This window comes from Enterobacter sp. Cy-643 (assembly GCF_011752815.1).
Lineage (GTDB): Bacteria > Pseudomonadota > Gammaproteobacteria > Enterobacterales > Enterobacteriaceae > Cedecea.
The window spans coordinates 128,571-147,568 of sequence record NZ_VWWV01000001.1 but is presented as its reverse complement, the minus strand read 5'-3'; the positions used below and the strand labels follow the sequence as shown (position 1 = coordinate 147,568).

Here is an 18,998-nt window from a genome sequence, read left to right as displayed (position 1 = left end):
CCTCTCCCCAAAGGGGCGAGGGAGAAAAAATGACATGCAATCCAGTCTATTCCCTCTCCCTCAGGAAAAGGGTAGAAAGAAAGTTTTCGTACCTGATTTTATCCCCTCTCCCCTGTGGGGAGAGGGTTAGGGTGAGGGGCAAACCTTACAACGCCTCAACCTTCTCCAGCGCCGCCAGCAAACTTTCCGGCGTCAGCGCCACCGGCAGCGCATGAATCGACTCCCCGGCCTGTAAAGTACGGGCAACCACCTTATCCAGGTCGGCACGATGATGGATATCCACATCCAGCTGCGCCAGTTTCGTTGGCAGGTTGAAACGCTTATAGGCCTGCGTCAGCTGCGCCAGAACATCGTCCTGCCCCAGCAGTGCGCTCTGCACCAGAATCCCGTAGGCCACTTTCGTGCCGTGCAGGAAGCGGTCGGTTTGCGGCAGCGTCGTCAGGCCGTTATGGACGGCATGCGCGGCGGCAACGCGGGTGTAGCGTTCGCCCAGGCCGCCCACCATCCCGCCCCCGGCAATAATCGCCTCGACCACATCCTGAAACGCCTGACTTAACTTGCCCTGACGCCGATCTTCCAGCGCCTGCTCGCTGCGCTCCAGCAGCACATCACGGATCGCCAGCGCCGCACCAATGCCGAGGCGCACGGTCAACGGCAGATTTTCCGGCTGCGGGCTAAGCACCACCGCTTCGTACCACTTCGCCAGCGTGTCGCCGATCCCGGCCAGCAGATATTCCTGCGGCGCACGCAGGATAATTTCCGGCTCCACCAGCACCAGGTGGTTAGCATCGTTGAAAATCTCGAAGCGCAGCGCCTGCCCGGCGTCGTTGTACCACACGGACAGCGGCGTCCAGGCCGCGCAGGTTGCCGCGATAGTTGGGATCGCAACCACGGGCGCATTTAAACGTCGAGCCACCACTTTGACCGTATCCAGCAGCGCCCCGCCGCCGAGGCCAATAACCACCTGACGAGCACCGGACTCCGCCACCAGCCTCTGCACTTCGCTTTCGCTGCAGTGCCCACCAAACTGAATATGCTTCGCACCGGGTAGTGAAAAAGCCTCCGGCAGGAAAGGCCGGGCCGCCGCAAACGCACGCTCGCCGAAGATCCAGACCGCGTTATTCAGCTGATCTTCGCTGTAAAACTCAGTCAGACGGGCAAGGCAGCCGGGGTGTGAATAGTAATTCGCGGGGCCGGTAACCACGCGGATAGCGGTGCTGGTCATGATGCATTTCCTTTTCTTCGCTGGCGGGATATATTCTATGCCGATGATATGTCCAGACATCTGGACGGCTAATATCGTTTTGCTTTATCTTATGTCTTTTCGTTCATTGCCCGCAACCCAGAAGGCCGTTAAAAATTCGACAGATCAATTCATTAAACCCGGAAGCTGCCGCCGCTATGACTACGCTTAACCGCCTTGAGATGCGAGAAATCTCTATCGCCTTCGCGGGCTTTAACGCGCTGAGCCAGGTGAATTTTCGGCTGGATGGCGGTTCGGTGCATGCTTTGACCGGCGCAAACGGCGCGGGCAAATCCACGCTGATGGCGGTACTTTCCGGCGCACACGAGCGCTACCAGGGCGAAATCCTGATCGACGGTGAAACGGTGACAATCCGCAACCCGCGTGACGCCAAACTTCTGGGGATCCATCTGGTACAGCAGGAAGTGGACGTTGCCCTAGTGCCGGGGCTCAGCGTGGCGGAAAACATCATGCTCGATAAGCTGGCCGAAACGGGGCATGTCTACCGCTGGTCGAAAATTTACCGGCAGGCTCGCGAAGCGCTGGCGCAGCTTGACGTGGTGATCGACGTCAAAAAAAGCATTGAGCAATGCACCCTGGCGGAAAAACAGCAAATCCTGCTGGCGCGGGCGCTCTCTCACCGCTGCCGTTTTCTGATCCTCGACGAACCCACCGCCCCGCTGGACAGCCAGGAAAGCGAACATCTTTTCCGCGTCGTGCAGCGGCTACAAAGCGGCGGCATTGGCGTGGTGTTTATTTCCCACCGCATCCATGAGCTGAAAGCCATCTGCGACCAGATGACGGTGCTGCGCGACGGTAAGCTGGTGGACAGCGGCCCGATGGGGCATCTCAGCGGCGAAGAGATTGTCGAGAAAATGCTGGGTCATCAGCTGGACGATATTTATCCCTCTCACCGCCCGCCGGTTGAGGGAGACACGCTGCTGGCGGTGGAAGGTCTGCATGACGATGCGCTGCTGCGCGACATCTCGTTGCACCTGCGCAAAGGCGAAATTCTGGGCATTGCGGGCCTCGCCGGAGCGGGAAAAACCGAGCTTTGCAAAGCGCTGTTCGGCGCCACCCGCAGTACGCTTGAGCGCGGCGAATTAAAAGGCAAGGCCTGGCGCCCGACCGACCCGGCGGATTCCGTCACGCGCGGCGTTGTGCTGGTGCCGGAGGAGCGCCGCAAAGAAGGCATTTTTATCGACGAGTCGGTCACTATGAATCTCTCCGTCAGCGCCGACAGCCAGTTTACCCGCTGGGGACTGTTCGACTTCCGCCAGGCAAAGCGCTGGGCAGAGGAGACCATTCAACAGTTGGGTATTCGCACCAGCGGCCCGGCGCAAACGCTGCGCCGCCTGTCCGGCGGCAATCAGCAAAAAGTGGCCATCGGCAAATGGCTGCGCAACGAAGCCGACGTGCTGATTTTTGATGAGCCAACCAAAGGCGTGGACATCAAAGCCAAAACCGACCTCTTCGTGCTGATTGACCAGCTGGCCCGCCGTGGCAAAGGGGTGATTTACGCCTCCGGCGAATTTGCCGAGCTGGTCGGGCTGTGCGATCGCATCTGCGTGCTGTGGGACGGGCGCATCGTCGCTGAACTGGACGGCCACCAGGCTACCGAAGAAACCTTATTACTCTACTCCACCGGAGGAACCCCCGCGTGAGCAAAGCATTATCCCTTAAGGCCAGCGCGTCAGGCCGCCAGCAGTTCTTTGATTTTCTCTACAAATGGGGGATGTTGCTCACCGTGGTGGCCCTGGTGGCGCTGTTCGGCATCGCGTCCGACAGTTTCCTTGAGCCGAACAACATCATCAATATTCTGCGCTCCATCGCCATCGTGACGGTGATCGCCATCGGCGTGTCAATCTCGCTCACCGTGGGCGGGTTTGATTTGTCCGTCGGCTCGACCGCCTCGCTGGCAAACGCGCTGGTGATTTCGCTGTTCGTCTGGCACGGCTTCGGCACCACCGAGGCGATTCTTATCACCCTGGTGCTGTGCACGCTGGTCGGGCTGTTCAACGCCTTCCTGATCGTGGTGCTGAAAATTCCCGACATGCTTGCCACGCTGGCCAGCCTGTTTGTGATTCAGGGCGTGGCGATGACCTACAGCTACGGTGGCTCGATCACCGAAAACATGGTGCTGCCGAGCGGCGACATGGCGGAAGGGACGATTCCCGCCGCCTTTGGCCTGCTCGGGCAGGTGCCGACCATCGTTATCATCATGCTGGTGGTCACGCTGGTTGCCCAGCTCGCGCTCTCTCTGACCAAACATGGCCGCCGGATGTATGCCATCGGCGGTAACCCGGAAGCGGCTCGCCTGTCCGGCATTCGCACTACCCGTTACCGCGTGGTGGCCTACGTGCTGGCCTCGCTGCTGGCAGGTTTAGGCGGCATTCTGCTGGCTTCCCGCATCGGCTCTTCGCAGGTTAACGCAGGGGGTGGCTACCTGATGGATGCCGTGGCCGCCGCCTGGATTGGTTTCTCTCTGGCAGGCTCGGGTAAACCTAACGCGCTCGGCACGCTGGTGGGCGCGATCATTCTGGGCGTACTGCAAAACGGGCTGGTGATGCTCTCCGTCCCCTACTACGCAATGGACATTATTAAAGGCCTGGTGCTGGCTGCCGCGCTGGCGATTACTTACATACAACGACGCTAAAACAATACTTCACACAGGGTAACGACCATGAAAAAACTGACAACTTCACTGCTGGCGCTTAGCCTGCTTGCCGCTCTGCCGGGCCACGCCGCTACGCCAGCGCCGGTGCCGGAAAAAATCGCCGCCCACGATGGCCCAATCCGCATCGCCGTGATCCGCAACCTGGGCTCCGACGACAACACCACGCAGTTTGTCGCCGGCGCGGTTCAGCAGGCCAAAAAGCTGGGCTTTAAGGTCAGCACGTTTCTGAGCAACGGCGACGACGCCCGCTTCCAGGACTTTGTGAACCAGGCAATCAGCCAGAAGTATGACGGGATTATTCTTTCTCAGGGTCGCGATCCTTACTCCACCGAACTGGTGAAAAAAGCCGTGGCCGCAGGCATTGCCGTGTCGGTCTTTGATACCGCCGTAAACGGCACCATACCCGGCGTGACCGTCACCCAGCAGGACGACGCCTCGTTGACCAGCCTCTCCTTCGGCCAGTTGGTCAAAGATTTCAACGGCAAAGCCAATATCATCAAGCTGTGGGTGGCCGGTTTCCCACCGATGGAACGCCGCCAGGCCGCCTACCAGGAACTGCTGAAAGCCAATCCGGGCATTAAAGAGCTGGAGTCCATCGGCGCGGTTTCTTCCGACGTGCAGGGCGACACCGCCAACAAAGTGGGCGCGGTGCTGGCGAAGTACCCGAAAGGCAAAATCGACGCCATCTGGGGCACCTGGGATGCCTTCAGCCAGGGCGCCTATAAAGCGCTGCAGGAAAACGGCCGTACCGAAATTAAGCTCTATAGCATCGACGTTTCCAACCAGGACATTCAGCTGATGCGCGAAGCCAACAGCCCGTGGAAAGTCAGCGTGGCGGTCGATCCTAAGCTTATCGGTGCCACCAACGTGCGCCTGGTGGCCTACAAGATCGCCGGGGAACAAACGCCTGGGACCTACGATTTTAAAGCGGCGGCCATTCCTCAGGCGCTGCTGGCCAGCCAGCCGGGTCCGGTCAACGTCGCTTCGCTGGGCAAAATCATTCCGGGCTGGGGCCAGACCGACGACTTTATCGCGCCGTGGTTCGCCACGCTCGAAGCGAAAAATAAATAAGGAGTCGCGCCATGGCACTGCCACAACCCGAATACAGCCGCAACATGCGGCTGATCGGCCATAGCGATCAGGGAGGAAAACCGGACGGCGTGCAGCTAATGGTGCACCGGGGCTATGCGTATATCGGCCATATGGTGTCGCAGGGCTTTTCGATTGTTGACGTCCGCGACCCTAAAAATCCGAAAGCGGCGGGCTTCGTGCCCGCGCCGCCGGGCACCTGGAATATTCACCTGCAGGCGCACGACGACCTGCTGTTGGTGATTAACGCCCGGGATCTGTTTGCCGACGTGCGCTTCGCCGATGAGAAGGTGTACTACACCAAATCGGTTGGCGAAACGGTTCGCGACGTGCAGGACAAAGGCTGGAGCGCCGGATTACGCATTTTTGATATCTCCACGCCGGATAAACCCAGGGAAATCAGCTTCCTGTCACTGAGCGGCATCGGCATCCACCGCTGCTGGTATGTGGGCGGCCGCTGGGCCTATGTTTCCGCACTGATCGACGGGTTTAGCGATTATATCTTCCTGACTGTCGACCTCACCGACCCGCAAAATCCGCAGGTGGCAGGCAACTGGTGGCTGCCGGGCATGAACACCGCCGCAGGCGAGCAGCCGAGCTGGCCGGAAGGCAAACGCTATGCGTTACACCACGCAATTATCAGCGGCGACACGGCGTATGCCAGCTGGCGCGACGGCGGCCTGACGCTACTGGACGTTTCCAACCGCGCTCAACCGCAGCTCATCAGCCACCGCAACTGGAGCCCGCCGTTTGGCGGCGGCACCCATACGGCGCTGCCGCTGCCGAATCGCGATCTGTTGGTAGTACTCGACGAAGCGGTACTGGACAATCAGGAGGACGGCGAGAAGCTGATTTGGCTGTTCGATATTCGCGACCCGTCGAACCCGGCCAGCATCTCCACGTTCCCGCAGCCGGATGAGATTGATTATGTGGCGAAAGGCGCGCATTTCGGCCCGCATAATCTGCACGAAAACCGCCCAGGTAGCTTTATCAGCGATACGCTAATTTTCGCGACGTATCAGAACGCTGGCGTGCGAGCCTACGATATTTCCAACCCGTACCGCCCGATAGAAACAGGTGCGCTGGTACCTGCCGCCCCGGAAAAGATGATGGATACTCGCCCTGGACGCCCGCAGGTGATCCAGTCCTGTGATGTCTTTGTCGACGCTCAAGGGATTGTGTACAGCACGGATTATAACGGCGGGTTGTCGGTTATTGAGTATTTGGGGTAGTTTGCCTCAAAGAGGCAATTTCTTTGCCATTGATAATTTTTATGCAGATATGGATGAAATTTCGTTCACTTCCAGTCCTGTTTTATATGTGACCACCGAACCGGTGAACGTGTCAGGGGGCATTACGCCATGCCCCCTGACAACCCCCGACGATCGCTCTCTTTCGCTGTTCCCGACAGCTCAATCCCGCCTGTTTGTGTCATACCCGGGGGCGATGAGAGCCGGGGACAAATCTCCCCTCACCCCAGCCCTCTCCCCAAAGGGGCGAGGGAGAAAACAAAATCTACGGGAAACATTGTTTATTCCCTCTCCCTTCCAGGGAGAGGGTTAGGGTGAGGGTAAAAGAAGCAGAGACGTTGTGGCTGAGAGCGTCGGGAACGCATCTCAGCCGATCCAGGACTGGGAGATAAAACGGAGGTCTGCCGCTCACGCGGTCGATTCATTTGGCCGGGAGTCCGGGTTCTCAGGGGAATGACGGTGATTCCCCTGAGACATTCACTGGCTCTGTGATGACATATGAAACAGGGCGGAAGTGAACGGAACCTTTCGCCGGGTCTGCATAGAAGAGATTAACGGTTGAAAGAAACCTCCCCGGTAAGGAAAAAACTCACCCCTTTTGCCGAACCCTCGCAATAAACTCATCCACCGAATTCACCTGCCCGGCTATCAGAATCAAAAACTTGCCCAGCTCAATCGCGTGGCTGACGCAGGCCAGGCGCGCCGCTTCATCCTCGATACTTTCCAGATCGGCGACGTGAGACAACCCCACGGAACGGCGAATCAACTCAGTGCCGCAGAAGCCCACCGCATCAACCCACACGTTTTGCAGATAATGTTCAACGTAGCCTTCCGCTGCCAGCGCCGCGTCACGTGTTTTAGCGCGGGCAAGCGCCGTAAATCGCTCTGAGAAGCTCAGCCACAGTTCCTGAATATCTTTCAGGCGCTGTTCGCGCTGGCTGGCGGCATCCCGTGGGCCAAAATGCCCCGGCAGCGCGCAGTAGTTCAGCAGCAGATTGCCGATGGCGGTCCCAAGATCAAACCCAACCGGACCCACGTAGCCAAATTCAGCGTCGATCGCTTTCAGGCTACCTTCCGCGACGAAAATCGAGCCGCTGTGGATATCGCCGTGCAGCAGCGCCTCGGCGCTTGAAAAGAATTTATGCTTCAGCAAAGCCACGGCCAGTTTCAGATCGCTGTCGCTTCGCAGCGCGGCAACCTGTTGTTCCAGCGCGGCCGGGTAGTTATTTCGCTCGTGGATCTGATACGGATCGTTAAAGAACAGATCTTCGGTGATTTCGCACATTTCCGGGTTGATAAAGCGAGCAACCAGCGCTTTCTTATCATGCGGATGGAGATAAAAATCTGACGTGTGAAACAGCGCTTTTGCCAGATATTCCCCAAGCTGACTGGCCGCCTGAGGATAGTAAACGCCCTTCACCAGCTCGCCGCGCCAGATGCGATGGCTGGACAGGTCTTCCATCACCATCACCGCCAACTCTGGATCGTAATGCACCACGTTGACCGTGTGCTCCGGGCTGTGCTGGTAGTGTTCCACCAGGGTTTGTGCCTCAAGGCGAGCGCGATCCAACGTCAGCGGCCAGGACTCGCCCACGCAGCGCACGTACGGCAGCGCCTGCTTCACGATAGTTCGGCTGACGCCTTGAGTATCAAAGATTTTAAACACCAGATTGAGGTTGCCGTCGCCCACTTCCTGCGCTTCCACTAGCTCAGACGGCGTTTGCAGCCCACCAAACTGTTGAGCATAGGCCACTGCGTCAGCGGCGGTAAAAGTGCGGTAATGCGACATGGCGATCCTCTCAGAAAATAAAGTTAATTAAGACGTTTGGACGTCTATACATCTGGATGTCATGTTGGCACAATATACCGCAACAACGCAACATGGAATTAACACGAATGCATAATTTAAAAACGACCAGCCTTGAAGTGCGTGATAACCAGCTTTGGATCCTTGACCAGCAGGCCTTGCCGCAGCAGAAAAACTGGCTCCCGGCCCATACCGTGTCGCAGCTGGTCACCCATATTCACGCCCTCAGCGTACGCGGCGCGCCGCTCATCGGCCTTTCCGCCAGCCTGCTGCTGGCACTGCTGGCGGAGCAAGGGCAGAGAAAAGCTCAGCTCGCTGAAGCCCTGGAAACCCTGCGGGCGTCCCGCCCGACGGCGGTAAACCTGATGAATAACCTCGACCGCATGAAGCAGGCGCTGACTCAGGAAAATGTTGTGGCTGCGCTCGAAGAAGAAGCCCTGCGGCTGGTGGCAGAAGATAAAGTGCTGTGCGATAACATCGCCCAGGCGGGCGCGGCGCTGGTCAAGCCCGGCAGCCGCCTGCTGACCCACTGCAATACCGGCGGCCTGGCAACCGCAGGCGTCGGCACCGCGCTGGGCGTTATTCAGCGGGCATATAGTGAAGGCCACGTTGCCAGCGTTTGGGTGGATGAAACCCGCCCGCTGCTGCAAGGCGGCAGGTTGACGGCGTGGGAACTGGGTGAGTTGGGCATTCCTTACCAGCTGATTTGCGATTCAATGGCCGCCAGCCTGATGGCGAAAAAGCAGGTGGACGCCATCTGGGTGGGTGCGGACCGCATCGCTGCGAACGGCGATGTGGCCAATAAGATCGGGACTTACAGCCTGGCCGTGCTGGCGCATTATCACGGCGTGCCGTTCTATGTTGCCGCCCCGCACACCACGCTCGACAGAAACTGCCCGAACGGCGAAGCCATTCCGATTGAGCAGCGGGCAGCCGGGGAAGTGACCGGCGTGGCGGGCAGCTTTGGCAGCGTGCAGTGGGCGCCAGACAACGCAAGCGTGTATAACCCGGCGTTTGATGTCACCCCGGCAGAACTCATTAGCGGCTGGATTCTGGATACGGGCGTGGTGACGCCGGAGCAGGTTCGGGATGGCGTATTTTTGCCGAAGAAATAATGCCCCTCATCCTGACCTTCTCCCCAAAGGGGAGAAGGAATAGAACGCACTACAGATTCACAATTTTCCCCCTCTCCTTTGCCAGGAGAGGGTCAATCACAGCCTACGGCAAGCGTGGATAAGCATCCGCAATCGCATCGCCGGTAAAGTGCGCGACCCAGCCTTCCGGGTTATCAAAAATACGAATCGCGGTGAAATGCGGCTCGGACCCCATATCAAACCAGTGCGGTGTCCCGGCCGGGACGGAAATCAGGTCGTTCTTCTCGCAGAGGATCTGATACACCTTGTTGTCCAGGTGCAGGCAGAACAGCCCCGCGCCTTCGACGAAGAAACGCACTTCATCTTCGCCGTGGGTATGTTCGGACAGGAATTTGGTCCGCAGCACGTCTTTCTGCGGGTTATCCGCACGCAGGCTGATCACATCCCAGCTCTGATAGCCCTTCTCCGCCACCAGCTTGTCGATAGCATGCTGGTAAGCGTGAATCACCGTTTCCGGCGTTGGGTCGTTCCCTAAATCCTGGTTCGCTTCCCAGCGTTCAAAACGCACGTCTTTGGCGTTGAGCTGCTCGCGAATCTCTTGCGCGTCCGTGCTGTGCCATACCGGCTCCTTTGCTTCGGTATCGGTAAAAATGGTCAATGCGCTCATGAAGAAAACGACTCCAGATTAATGTGGTCGAAACGGTTTACCTGGCGATGGCGGCTGACGTCATCCGCCTCGCCGCGAATAAGCTGCACGGTTTGCCAGCCGGCTTCCCGTGCGGCGTCCAGCTCCTGGTGAATATCTGATAAGAACAGCAGCGCCTCAGGTGCCACGCCTATCTCCGCAGCAATATTGCGGTAGGACTGCGCTTCACGCTTGGCCCCAACGTGGGTATCAAAATAGCCGCTGAACAACTCAGTAATATTACCGGCGTCGCTGTAGCCAAAAAGCAGCTTCTGCGCCGCCACCGAGCCGGATGAATAGACATACAGAGCAATGCCCTGCTGTTTCCAGGCCTTCAGCGCGGGCAGAACATCATCATAGAGATGGCCGGTGAAGTCTCCATTCACGTAGCCATCCCGCCAGATAAGGCCCTGCAGCGCCTTTAGCGCGGTAGATTTACGATCTACATCCATGAAGCTAAACAACGTCTCAATCAGCCGTTCAATATCCGCCTGCGGTTCATTAATTTCCGCCCGCAGGTCGTCGAGTATTGGGGCTATTTCATTTTGCTGCTCGCGAACAAAACCCGCGAGGCGTTCGCGGGCGTAAGGGAACAGGATGTTGTGCACAAAGCGAATGTCGCTGGTGGTGCCTTCAATGTCGGTAACAATGGCGCGAATCATCATCTCTCCAGCCGTTAGCGCTGCGTTATGTTGGCAACTAAGGTCATTATTATTTAGACGTCTAAGCGTCTTGATTGCTAAATCTTAACATCGTGTTATAGTCCCGGCAACACAGGGAAACAGACGCATCACGCTAAGGTCGAAGAATAATGAGCCACTCCCCTTTGATTCCAGAAAGCAAACTGCCGGCGCTTGGCACCACCATTTTCACGCAAATGAGCGCCCTCGCGCAGCAGCACAACGCCATTAATCTCTCCCAGGGCTTCCCGGATTTCGACGGCCCGCGCTACCTGCAGGAACGCCTTGCGTTTCACGTCAGCCAGGGCGCGAACCAGTATGCACCGATGACCGGCGTTCCGGCCCTGCGCGAAGCCATCGCCGAGAAAACCGAAGCCCTGTACGGCCACAGGCCGGATGCCAATACAGATATTACGGTCACGGCCGGCGCCACCGAAGCGCTTTATGCCGCCATCACCGCGCTGGTTCGCCCGGGCGATGAAGTCATTTGCTTTGACCCAAGCTATGACAGCTATGCGCCGGCCGTGACGCTTTCCGGCGGCATTCTGAAACGTATTGCGCTTCAGCCGCCGCACTTTCGCGTCGACTGGCAAGAATTTACTGCCCTGCTGAGCGACAAAACTCGCCTCGTCATTCTTAACACGCCGCACAATCCGTCCGCTACCGTCTGGCGCAAAAGTGATTTTGCCGCGCTGTGGCAGGCCATTGCGCAGCAGGCAATCTACGTGCTAAGCGACGAAGTGTACGAGCATATCTGCTTCGATGCAGAAGGCCACGCCAGCGTGCTGGCTCACCCGCAGCTGCGCGAACGTGCTATCTCTGTGTCCTCTTTTGGCAAAACGTTCCATATGACGGGCTGGAAAGTGGGCTACTGCGTGGCACCGGCGGCCATCAGCGCCGAGCTGCGTAAAGTTCATCAGTATCTGACGTTCGCGGTGAATACCCCGGCGCAGCTTGCGATTGCCGATATGCTGCGTGCTGAACCAGAGCATTATCGCGACCTGCCGGAATTTTACCGCGCGCGCCGCGACCGCTTTGTTGAAGCGCTGGCGGACAGCCGGTTCGAAATTCTGCCCTGCGAAGGGACTTACTTCCTGCTGGCCGACTACAGCGCGATTTCCGATCTCGACGACGTGAGTTTCTGCCAGTGTCTGACCAAAGAAGTGGGCGTGGCGGCGATCCCGCTGTCGGTGTTCTGCGCGGATGCTTTCCCGCATAAGCTGATTCGCCTGTGCTTTGCCAAGCAGGAAGCGACGCTGGACGCCGCGGCAGAAAGGTTACGTCAGGTATAAAGCGGCATTCCCCGTCGCCGGACGGGGAAAATTACAGGCTGAGGATCTCTTTGACGAACGGAATAGTGAGCTTGCGCTGGGCGGTAATCGAGGCGTGATCGAGCTGATCGAGCGTCATAAACAGGGTACGCATTTCGCGATCGAGGCGTTTTAACAGAAAGCGCCCCACGTCTTCCGGCAGCTCAAATCCCCTTAGCCTGGAACGCAGCTGCAGCGCCTGCAGCTTGTCGTCATCGGAAAGCGGCTGCAGCTTGTAGATTTGCCCCCAGTCCAGGCGGGAAGCCAGGTCGGGCAGCTGCAAATTTAGCTGGCGAGGCGGCCGGTCGCCGGTGATCAGCAGGCGCGTTTTCCCGGACTCCAGAATACGATTATAAAGGTTGAAGATCGCCATTTCCCACGGCTCATCCCCGGCCACGCATTCGATATTGTCGATACAAACCAGCGACAGCTGCTCCATCCCGTCAAGCACTTCCGGTACAAACCAGGTGCGCTTATCCAGCGGCACGTAGCCCACGGCTTCACCGCGCTGGGAAAGCTCTGCGCAGGCCGCATGCAGCAAATGGCTGCGCCCGCCGCCTTCACGCGACCAGAAATAGATATACCCGCTGTGATCCTGACGGAGTACCGCCTGCAGGGCGGCTAATAAAGAAGGGTTGTCACCCGGCCAGAAACTCGCAAAGGTTTCATCGTCGGGAAGATAGAGTGGCAGTGAGAGCTGTGCCGGCGTATTCAGAAGTACCTCAACCATAACAGGCAGAAAATCGAAACGAGTCTAACACAGAATGGCTGAGGTTTAGAACCGGGCGAGGATCCGCCCGGCGAGGAAACGATCAGGCCTGCGCGTCGTTGTCTTTCGCGTCAAGCACGACTTCTTCCGGGCGCAGTATGCTGATAAGTTTGAAAATAAGGCTCAGCCCCACGCCGACGATGGTCGCCAGCGCCATGCCTTTCAGCTCTGCCGCACCGATGTGCACCTTCGCCCCGCTCACCCCGATGATCAGGATCACGGAGGTCAGGATCAGGTTTTGCGCTTTGCTGTAATCCACTTTGGATTCGATCAGCACGCGAATACCGGAAGCGCCGATCACCCCGTACAGCAGCAGAGAAACACCGCCCATCACCGGCACCGGGATGATTTGAATCGCCGCCGCCAGCTTGCCGACGCAGGAAAGCAGAATGGCGATAATTGCCGCGCCGCCGATAACCCAGGTCGAGTACACGCGGGTGATCGCCATAACGCCGATGTTCTCACCGTAGGTGGTGTTTGGCGTGGAGCCGAAGAAACCGGAGAACACGGTAGAAATGCCGTTGGCAAACATTGAACGGTGCAGACCCGGGTCGCGAATCAGATCTTTTTTCACGATATTCGCGGTGACCACAAGGTGGCCGACGTGTTCGGCAATAACCACCAGCGCCGCAGGCAGAATGGTAAAGATGGCGAACCATTCAAAGCGAGGCGTATAGAAGGTTGGCAGCGCGAACCAGTGCGCTTCGCGAATTGGCGTCACGTCTACCACGCCCATGGCGAAGGAGAGCGCGTAACCCGCCAGCACGCCGATGAGAATCGGGATAATGGCCATAAAACCACGGAACAGCACGGAACCAAACACCGTCACCGCCAGCGTCACCAGCGAGATAATAATGGTGGTGGAATCCGGGGATGTGCCTTCCGCAGGCAACAGTCCGGCCATGTTAGCCGCCACGCCCGCCAGCTCAAGGCCGATAACCGCCACAATCGCGCCCATCGCCGCCGGAGGGAACATCACGTCCAGCCAGCCGGTGCCGGCTTTTTTCACAATCAGCGCCACGATGCAGAACAGCACGCCGCACATAATAAATCCGCCGAGCGCCACTTCATACCCCAGCGGCAACAGCAGCAATACCGGAGAGATAAACGCGAAGCTGGACCCCAGATACGCCGGGATTTTGCCTTTACAGATGAACAGATAAAGCAAGGTGCCAATGCCGTTGAACAGCAGCACCGTGGCCGGGTTGATGTGGAACAGAATCGGCACCAGCACGGTTGCGCCGAACATGGCGAACAGATGCTGCAGGCTCAACGGAATCGTTTGCAGTAAGGGCGGGCGTTCACTTACCCCAATGGCGCGGCGGGTCATGTTGTTTTCCTCTAAGTGTTATTTTTAACGAACGGTGTTTGCTTCAATCAAAAAAAAGCCGACTTTCAAAGTCGGCTGATGAATCTTATTTTGTTCCGAATATCTTATCGCCCGCATCACCGAGGCCAGGAATAATGTACCCATGCTCGTTGAGGCCCTGATCGATAGAAGCGGTATACAGCTCCACATCCGGGTGCACTTTTTCCAGCGCGGCGATGCCTTCCGGTGCGGCAACCAGCACCAGTACCTTAATGCTGGTACAGCCCGCCTTTTTCAGCAGGTCGATGGTGGCAATCATAGAGCCGCCGGTCGCCAGCATCGGGTCAACCACCAGCGCCATACGTTCTTCTATATTAGAAACCAGCTTCTGGAAGTAAGGCACCGGCTGCAGGGTTTCTTCATCGCGGTAAACGCCGACGACGCTGATACGCGCGCTTGGTACATTTTCCAGAACGCCTTCCATCATGCCAAGACCGGCACGCAGAATCGGCACCACGGTAATTTTCTTGCCTTTGATCTGGTCGACTTCCACCGGGCCGTTCCAGCCTTCGATGGTGACTTTCTCGGTTTCCAGGTCCGCAGTGGCTTCATAGGTAAGCAGGCTGCCTACTTCAGAGGCGAGTTCACGAAAGCGCTTGGTGCTGATGTCTTGCTCGCGCATCAGGCCCAGCTTGTGTTTGACGAGTGGGTGTTTCACTTCCACGATCTTCATACTCTTTCTCCCCCGAGATAGTTGGCTACCACAAAAAAAATCGCCGGATTATACCGCTTTTTTGCCGCTGCGCTACAGCTAATGGGATGATCGAGATCAACCGGACTGGATTGAGTCTATCTCAGGAATTCTTTTCTTGCCGATGATAAGAGGCTCGCAAACGTTTGCCTGCACTGTTAGAATTGCCGCGTTTTTTATCTACTCTAGATAATTCGGATTGCAGGACAAAAAGACTTTACGTCTTTTTGAACAGCGCTTGCGCTGGCCCCGACGGGGTGAGGCCATAAGGCCGAATCACGCGGCAAGCCCGTGAGTCCTTAGGAGCATAGCTAACTATGTGACTAAGGTGAGCGGGCGCAGTCAACGCACCTGCAGCCTGAAGTATGACGAGTATTCATACCACCCGTGGGGAACGAGCAGTGACCGATAAAACCTCTCTCAGCTATAAAGATGCCGGTGTAGATATTGATGCTGGTAACGCTCTGGTCGACAGAATTAAAGGCGTAGTGAAAAAGACCCGCCGCCCGGAAGTGATGGGTGGACTGGGCGGTTTCGGTGCGCTGTGCGCGTTGCCTCAGAAATATCGCGAACCGGTTCTGGTTTCCGGCACCGACGGTGTGGGCACCAAGCTGCGTCTGGCTATGGATTTAAAGCGCCACGACGCAATCGGCATTGACCTGGTCGCCATGTGCGTGAATGACCTGGTGGTTCAGGGCGCCGAACCGCTGTTCTTCCTCGACTACTACGCCACCGGCAAGCTGGACGTGGATACCGCCGCCAGCGTTATTACCGGTATCGCCGAAGGCTGCCTGCAGTCAGGCTGCTCGCTGGTTGGCGGTGAAACCGCTGAAATGCCGGGCATGTACCACGGCGAAGACTACGACGTGGCCGGGTTCTGCGTGGGCGTGGTTGAGAAGTCTGAAATCATCGACGGGTCTAAAGTTGCCGATGGCGATGTGCTGATTGCGCTGGGTTCAAGCGGCCCGCACTCCAATGGCTACTCTCTGGTGCGCAAAGTGCTGGAAGTGAGCGGCGCCGACCCGCTGACCACCGAACTGGAAGGTAAACCGCTGGCGGATCACCTGCTCGAGCCAACCCGCATTTACGTAAAAAACATCCTTGAGCTGATTGAAAACGTGGATGTTCACGCCATCGCCCACCTGACCGGCGGCGGCTTCTGGGAAAACATTCCGCGCGTGCTGCCGGACAATACCCAGGCCGTTATCACCGAATCGTCCTGGCAGTGGCCAGCGGTCTTCAACTGGCTGCAGCAGGCCGGCAACATCAGCCGCCACGAAATGTACCGCACCTTTAACTGCGGCGTGGGCATGGTCATTGCGCTGCCGGCAGCGGAAGCGGATAAAGCCGTTGCGCTGATGCAGGCCAAAGGTGAAAAGGCGTGGAAAATCGGTATCATCAAGGCATCTGATTCCGAAGAGCGCGTGGTTATTGAGTAATGAAACACATTGTGGTGCTGATTTCCGGTAACGGAAGCAATCTGCAGGCGATCATTGACGCCTGCCAGCAGAAGAAGATTAACGGCACCATCAGCGCGGTGTTCAGCAATAAGGCCGACGCGTTCGGCCTTGAGCGCGCCCAAGAGGCCGGGATCCCGACCCACGCGCTGGCGGCAAGCGAGTTTGCCAGCCGCGAGGCGTTCGATCGCCAGCTGATGCAGGAGATTGACGCCTACGCGCCGGACGTCGTGGTGCTGGCGGGTTATATGCGTATTCTCAGCCCGGCCTTTGTGGCGCGCTACAGCGGTCGTTTACTCAACATTCACCCTTCCCTGCTGCCAAAATATCCCGGTCTGCATACCCACCGCCAGGTGCTGGAAAACGGCGACGAAGAGCACGGCACCTCCGTGCATTTTGTTACTGACGAACTGGACGGCGGCCCGGTTATTTTGCAGGCCAAAGTACCGGTATTTGAAGGGGATGATGAGGACGAAATCACCGCCCGCGTTCAGCATCAGGAACACGCGATTTACCCGCTGGTCGTCAGCTGGTTCCTCGACGATCGCCTAAAAATGCGCCAGAACGCCGCCTGGCTTGATGGCGTGCAGCTGCCCCCGCAGGGCCACGCTGCTGAATAATTAAACTTAAAAGGGCTTCGGCCCTTTTTTTGTGTCTGTCTCTCATAAAGTTGTCATGGTCAGATGAGAGAGTTTCATCTGCATAGTTGGACATTCTCCGCTAAAGCTCGCCATAATAACTGACGTGACGGTGACGGCATTGCCACGTCCACGAAAACGGAGTGTGAGGACTAATGGGTCAGGATAAGCTGTATATCGAAAAAGAACTGAGCTGGTTGTCTTTTAACGAACGCGTTCTGCAGGAAGCGGCGGACAAGCTCAACCCGTTGATTGAAAGGATGCGTTTTCTCGGCATCTATTCCAATAACCTCGATGAATTCTATAAAGTGCGTTTCGCCGAACTGAAACGCCGCATTTTAATCAGTGAAGAGCAGGGTTCCCCTTCCAACCAGCGCCACCTGTTGAATAAGATCCAGGCCCGCGTGCTGAAGGCCGATCAGGAATTTGACAGCCTGTATAACGAGCTGTTGCTGGAGATGGCGCGGAACCAAATCTTCCTGATTAACGAACGTCAGCTTTCCGAAAATCAGCAAAGCTGGCTGCGTAGCTACTTCAAACATCAGCTTCGCCCACACATCACGCCGATTTTGATCAACCGCGATACCGATCTGGTGCAGTTCCTGAAGGACGATTACACCTATCTGGCGGTGGAAATCATTCGCGGGGACAGCATTCGCTACGCGCTACTGGAGATCCCGTCGGATAAAGTGCCGCGTTTTGTGAACCTGCCGCCGGAAGCGCCGCGTCGCCGCAAACCAATGATCCTGCTGGATAACATCCTGCGCTACTGCCTGGATGAGATCTTCAAAGGGTTCTTCGATTACGACACGCTCAACGCCTATTCGATGAAGATGACGCGTGACGCCGAGTACGACCTGGTTACCGAAATGGAATCCAGCCTGCTGGAACTGATGTCCTCCAGCCTGAAACAGCGTCTGACCGCCGAGCCGGTGCGCTTTGTTTATCAGCGCGATATGCCGGATGCGATGGTGGAGATGCTGCGCGACAAGCTGACCATTTCCAACTACGACTCGATCATTCCCGGCGGGCGCTACCACAACTTTAAAGACTTTATTGGCTTCCCGAACGTCGGGAAAGCTAACCTGGTGAACAAGCCGCTGCCGCGCCTGCGCCATATCTGGTTCGATAAATTCCGTAACGGGTTCGACGCCATCCGCGAGCGTGACGTCCTGCTTTACTACCCGTACCACACCTTCGAACACGTTCTTGAGCTGCTGCGCCAGGCCTCCTTCGATCCAAGCGTGCTGGCGATTAAAATCAATATCTACCGCGTGGCGAAAGACTCACGCATTATTGACGCCATGATCCACGCCGCCCATAACGGCAAAAAAGTCACCGTGGTGGTCGAGCTGCAGGCGCGTTTTGACGAAGAAGCGAATATCCACTGGGCGAAGCGCCTTACCGAGGCGGGCGTGCACGTTATCTTCTCCGCGCCGGGGCTGAAAATTCACGCCAAGCTGTTCCTTATTTCCCGCATGGAAGGCGAAGAGATTGTGCGTTATGCGCATATCGGGACCGGTAACTTTAACGAGAAAACTGCCCGTCTTTATACGGACTATTCCCTCTTAACCGCCGACGCGCGTATCACCAACGAAGTGCGCCGCGTGTTTAACTTTATCGAAAATCCGTACCGCCCGGTGACCTTCGACTATCTGCTGGTGTCGCCGCAGAACTCGCGTCGTCTGCTTTATGATATGGTCGACCGCGAAATCAAGAATGCTCAGAACGGGCAGCCGGCCGGGATCACGCTGAAGCTGAACAACCTGGTGGACAAAGGCCTGGTGGACAGACTTTATGCGGCCTCCAGCGCGGGCGTGAAGGTGAACCTGCTGGTGCGCGGGATGTGTTCGCTGATTCCAGAACTCGACGGGATCAGCGATAATATCCGGGTGCTGAGTATCGTTGACCGCTACCTTGAGCATGACCGGGTCTATATTTTTGAAAACGGCGGCGATAAAAAAGTCTTCCTTTCCTCAGCCGACTGGATGACCCGTAATATCGACTACCGTATTGAAGTGGCCGTCCCGGTCCTCGATCCGCGCCTGAAGCAGCGTATGCTCGATATCATTGATATCCAGCTGAACGACACGGTGAAAGCGCGCATCATCGACAAAGAACTGAGTAATCGCTATGTGCCGCGCGGCAACCGCCGGAAAGTGCGTTCGCAACTGGCGATCTACGATTATATTAAATCTCTGGAACAACCTGACTAACGCTCTCAGGCGAAGATAAAATT

Annotated in this window: 16 protein-coding genes; 9 read left to right on the top strand and 7 right to left on the bottom strand. The window is 57.2% G+C overall.

The features are described from left to right. Window positions 1-145 precede the first annotated feature (145 nt). Window positions 146-1,225, bottom strand: coding sequence for an oxidoreductase (locus tag F3J29_RS00705; protein WP_166862234.1), 1,080 nt, complete (start codon window positions 1,223-1,225; stop codon window positions 146-148). A gap of 176 nt (window positions 1,226-1,401) precedes the next feature. On the opposite strand from F3J29_RS00705, the gene F3J29_RS00700 reads away from it, so the two are divergent. From F3J29_RS00700 to F3J29_RS00685, 4 genes are read left to right on the top strand one after another with little or no spacing between them, the layout of a single operon-like run. Then, window positions 1,402-2,907 carry a sugar ABC transporter ATP-binding protein gene (locus F3J29_RS00700; protein WP_166862232.1) on the top strand — a complete coding sequence of 502 codons (1,506 nt, stop codon included), beginning with the start codon at window positions 1,402-1,404 and terminating at the stop codon, window positions 2,905-2,907. Further along, window positions 2,904-3,899: an ABC transporter permease gene (locus tag F3J29_RS00695; RefSeq protein WP_166862230.1), complete on the top strand. Its 996-nt coding sequence runs from the start codon at window positions 2,904-2,906 to the stop codon at window positions 3,897-3,899. The genes F3J29_RS00700 and F3J29_RS00695 overlap by 4 nt, the downstream gene beginning before the upstream one ends. 27 nt (window positions 3,900-3,926) lie before the next feature. Next, a complete protein-coding gene (locus F3J29_RS00690; RefSeq protein WP_166862228.1) occupies window positions 3,927-4,991 on the top strand; it encodes a sugar ABC transporter substrate-binding protein in 1,065 nt (354 codons plus the stop codon). Window positions 4,992-5,002: 11 nt separating this feature from the next. Further along, entirely contained in the window at window positions 5,003-6,241 is a 1,239-nt protein-coding gene (locus F3J29_RS00685; RefSeq protein WP_166862226.1) for an LVIVD repeat-containing protein, read from the top strand. A 607-nt stretch (window positions 6,242-6,848) separates the two neighbouring features. Here F3J29_RS00685 and mtnK read toward each other — a convergent pair. Continuing rightward, window positions 6,849-8,048, bottom strand: a complete 1,200-nt coding sequence (gene mtnK, locus F3J29_RS00680; protein WP_166862224.1) for an S-methyl-5-thioribose kinase — start codon at window positions 8,046-8,048, stop codon at window positions 6,849-6,851. A 107-nt stretch (window positions 8,049-8,155) separates the two neighbouring features. Between mtnK and mtnA the strand changes: the two genes are divergently transcribed. After that, window positions 8,156-9,181, top strand: coding sequence for an S-methyl-5-thioribose-1-phosphate isomerase (gene mtnA, locus F3J29_RS00675; protein ID WP_166862222.1), 1,026 nt, complete (start codon window positions 8,156-8,158; stop codon window positions 9,179-9,181). 103 nt (window positions 9,182-9,284) lie between these two features. Here the strand turns inward: mtnA and F3J29_RS00670 are convergent, their stop codons facing one another. Continuing rightward, a complete protein-coding gene (locus F3J29_RS00670) occupies window positions 9,285-9,827 on the bottom strand; it encodes a 1,2-dihydroxy-3-keto-5-methylthiopentene dioxygenase (RefSeq protein WP_166862220.1) in 543 nt (180 codons plus the stop codon). After that, window positions 9,824-10,507, bottom strand: coding sequence for an acireductone synthase (gene mtnC / locus F3J29_RS00665; protein WP_166864833.1), 684 nt, complete (start codon window positions 10,505-10,507; stop codon window positions 9,824-9,826). Before mtnC ends, F3J29_RS00670 begins: the two co-directional genes overlap by 4 nt. 149 nt (window positions 10,508-10,656) lie before the next feature. Between mtnC and F3J29_RS00660 the strand changes: the two genes are divergently transcribed. Next, the gene (locus F3J29_RS00660) at window positions 10,657-11,817 is read left to right on the top strand and encodes a pyridoxal phosphate-dependent aminotransferase (protein WP_166862218.1); all 1,161 of its coding nucleotides are present in this window, start codon (window positions 10,657-10,659) and stop codon (window positions 11,815-11,817) included. A gap of 31 nt (window positions 11,818-11,848) precedes the next feature. On the opposite strand, the gene F3J29_RS00655 is transcribed toward F3J29_RS00660, so the two are convergent. From F3J29_RS00655 to upp, 3 genes are all read right to left on the bottom strand, one after another. Continuing rightward, window positions 11,849-12,550 carry a DnaA inactivator Hda gene (locus tag F3J29_RS00655; RefSeq protein ID WP_213715630.1) on the bottom strand — a complete coding sequence of 234 codons (702 nt, stop codon included), beginning with the start codon at window positions 12,548-12,550 and terminating at the stop codon, window positions 11,849-11,851. 97 nt (window positions 12,551-12,647) lie between these two features. Continuing rightward, the gene (gene uraA, locus F3J29_RS00650) at window positions 12,648-13,934 is read right to left on the bottom strand and encodes a uracil permease (RefSeq protein ID WP_166862215.1); all 1,287 of its coding nucleotides are present in this window, start codon (window positions 13,932-13,934) and stop codon (window positions 12,648-12,650) included. Window positions 13,935-14,019: 85 nt separating this feature from the next. Next, window positions 14,020-14,646 (bottom strand): uracil phosphoribosyltransferase, encoded by a 627-nt coding sequence (gene upp / locus F3J29_RS00645; RefSeq protein ID WP_061278688.1) that lies wholly within the window; start codon window positions 14,644-14,646, stop codon window positions 14,020-14,022. A 419-nt stretch (window positions 14,647-15,065) separates the two neighbouring features. Between upp and purM the strand changes: the two genes are divergently transcribed. The 3 genes from purM to ppk1 all read left to right on the top strand — a co-directional run bounded on the left by purM (window position 15,066) and on the right by ppk1 (window position 18,975). Then, window positions 15,066-16,103, top strand: a complete 1,038-nt coding sequence (gene purM / locus F3J29_RS00640; protein WP_166862213.1) for a phosphoribosylformylglycinamidine cyclo-ligase — start codon at window positions 15,066-15,068, stop codon at window positions 16,101-16,103. Beyond that, the gene (gene purN / locus F3J29_RS00635; protein ID WP_166862211.1) at window positions 16,103-16,741 is read left to right on the top strand and encodes a phosphoribosylglycinamide formyltransferase; all 639 of its coding nucleotides are present in this window, start codon (window positions 16,103-16,105) and stop codon (window positions 16,739-16,741) included. The genes purM and purN overlap by 1 nt, the downstream gene beginning before the upstream one ends. 173 nt (window positions 16,742-16,914) lie before the next feature. Next, window positions 16,915-18,975 carry a polyphosphate kinase 1 gene (gene ppk1, locus F3J29_RS00630; RefSeq protein WP_166862209.1) on the top strand — a complete coding sequence of 687 codons (2,061 nt, stop codon included), beginning with the start codon at window positions 16,915-16,917 and terminating at the stop codon, window positions 18,973-18,975. Window positions 18,976-18,998 lie beyond the last annotated feature (23 nt).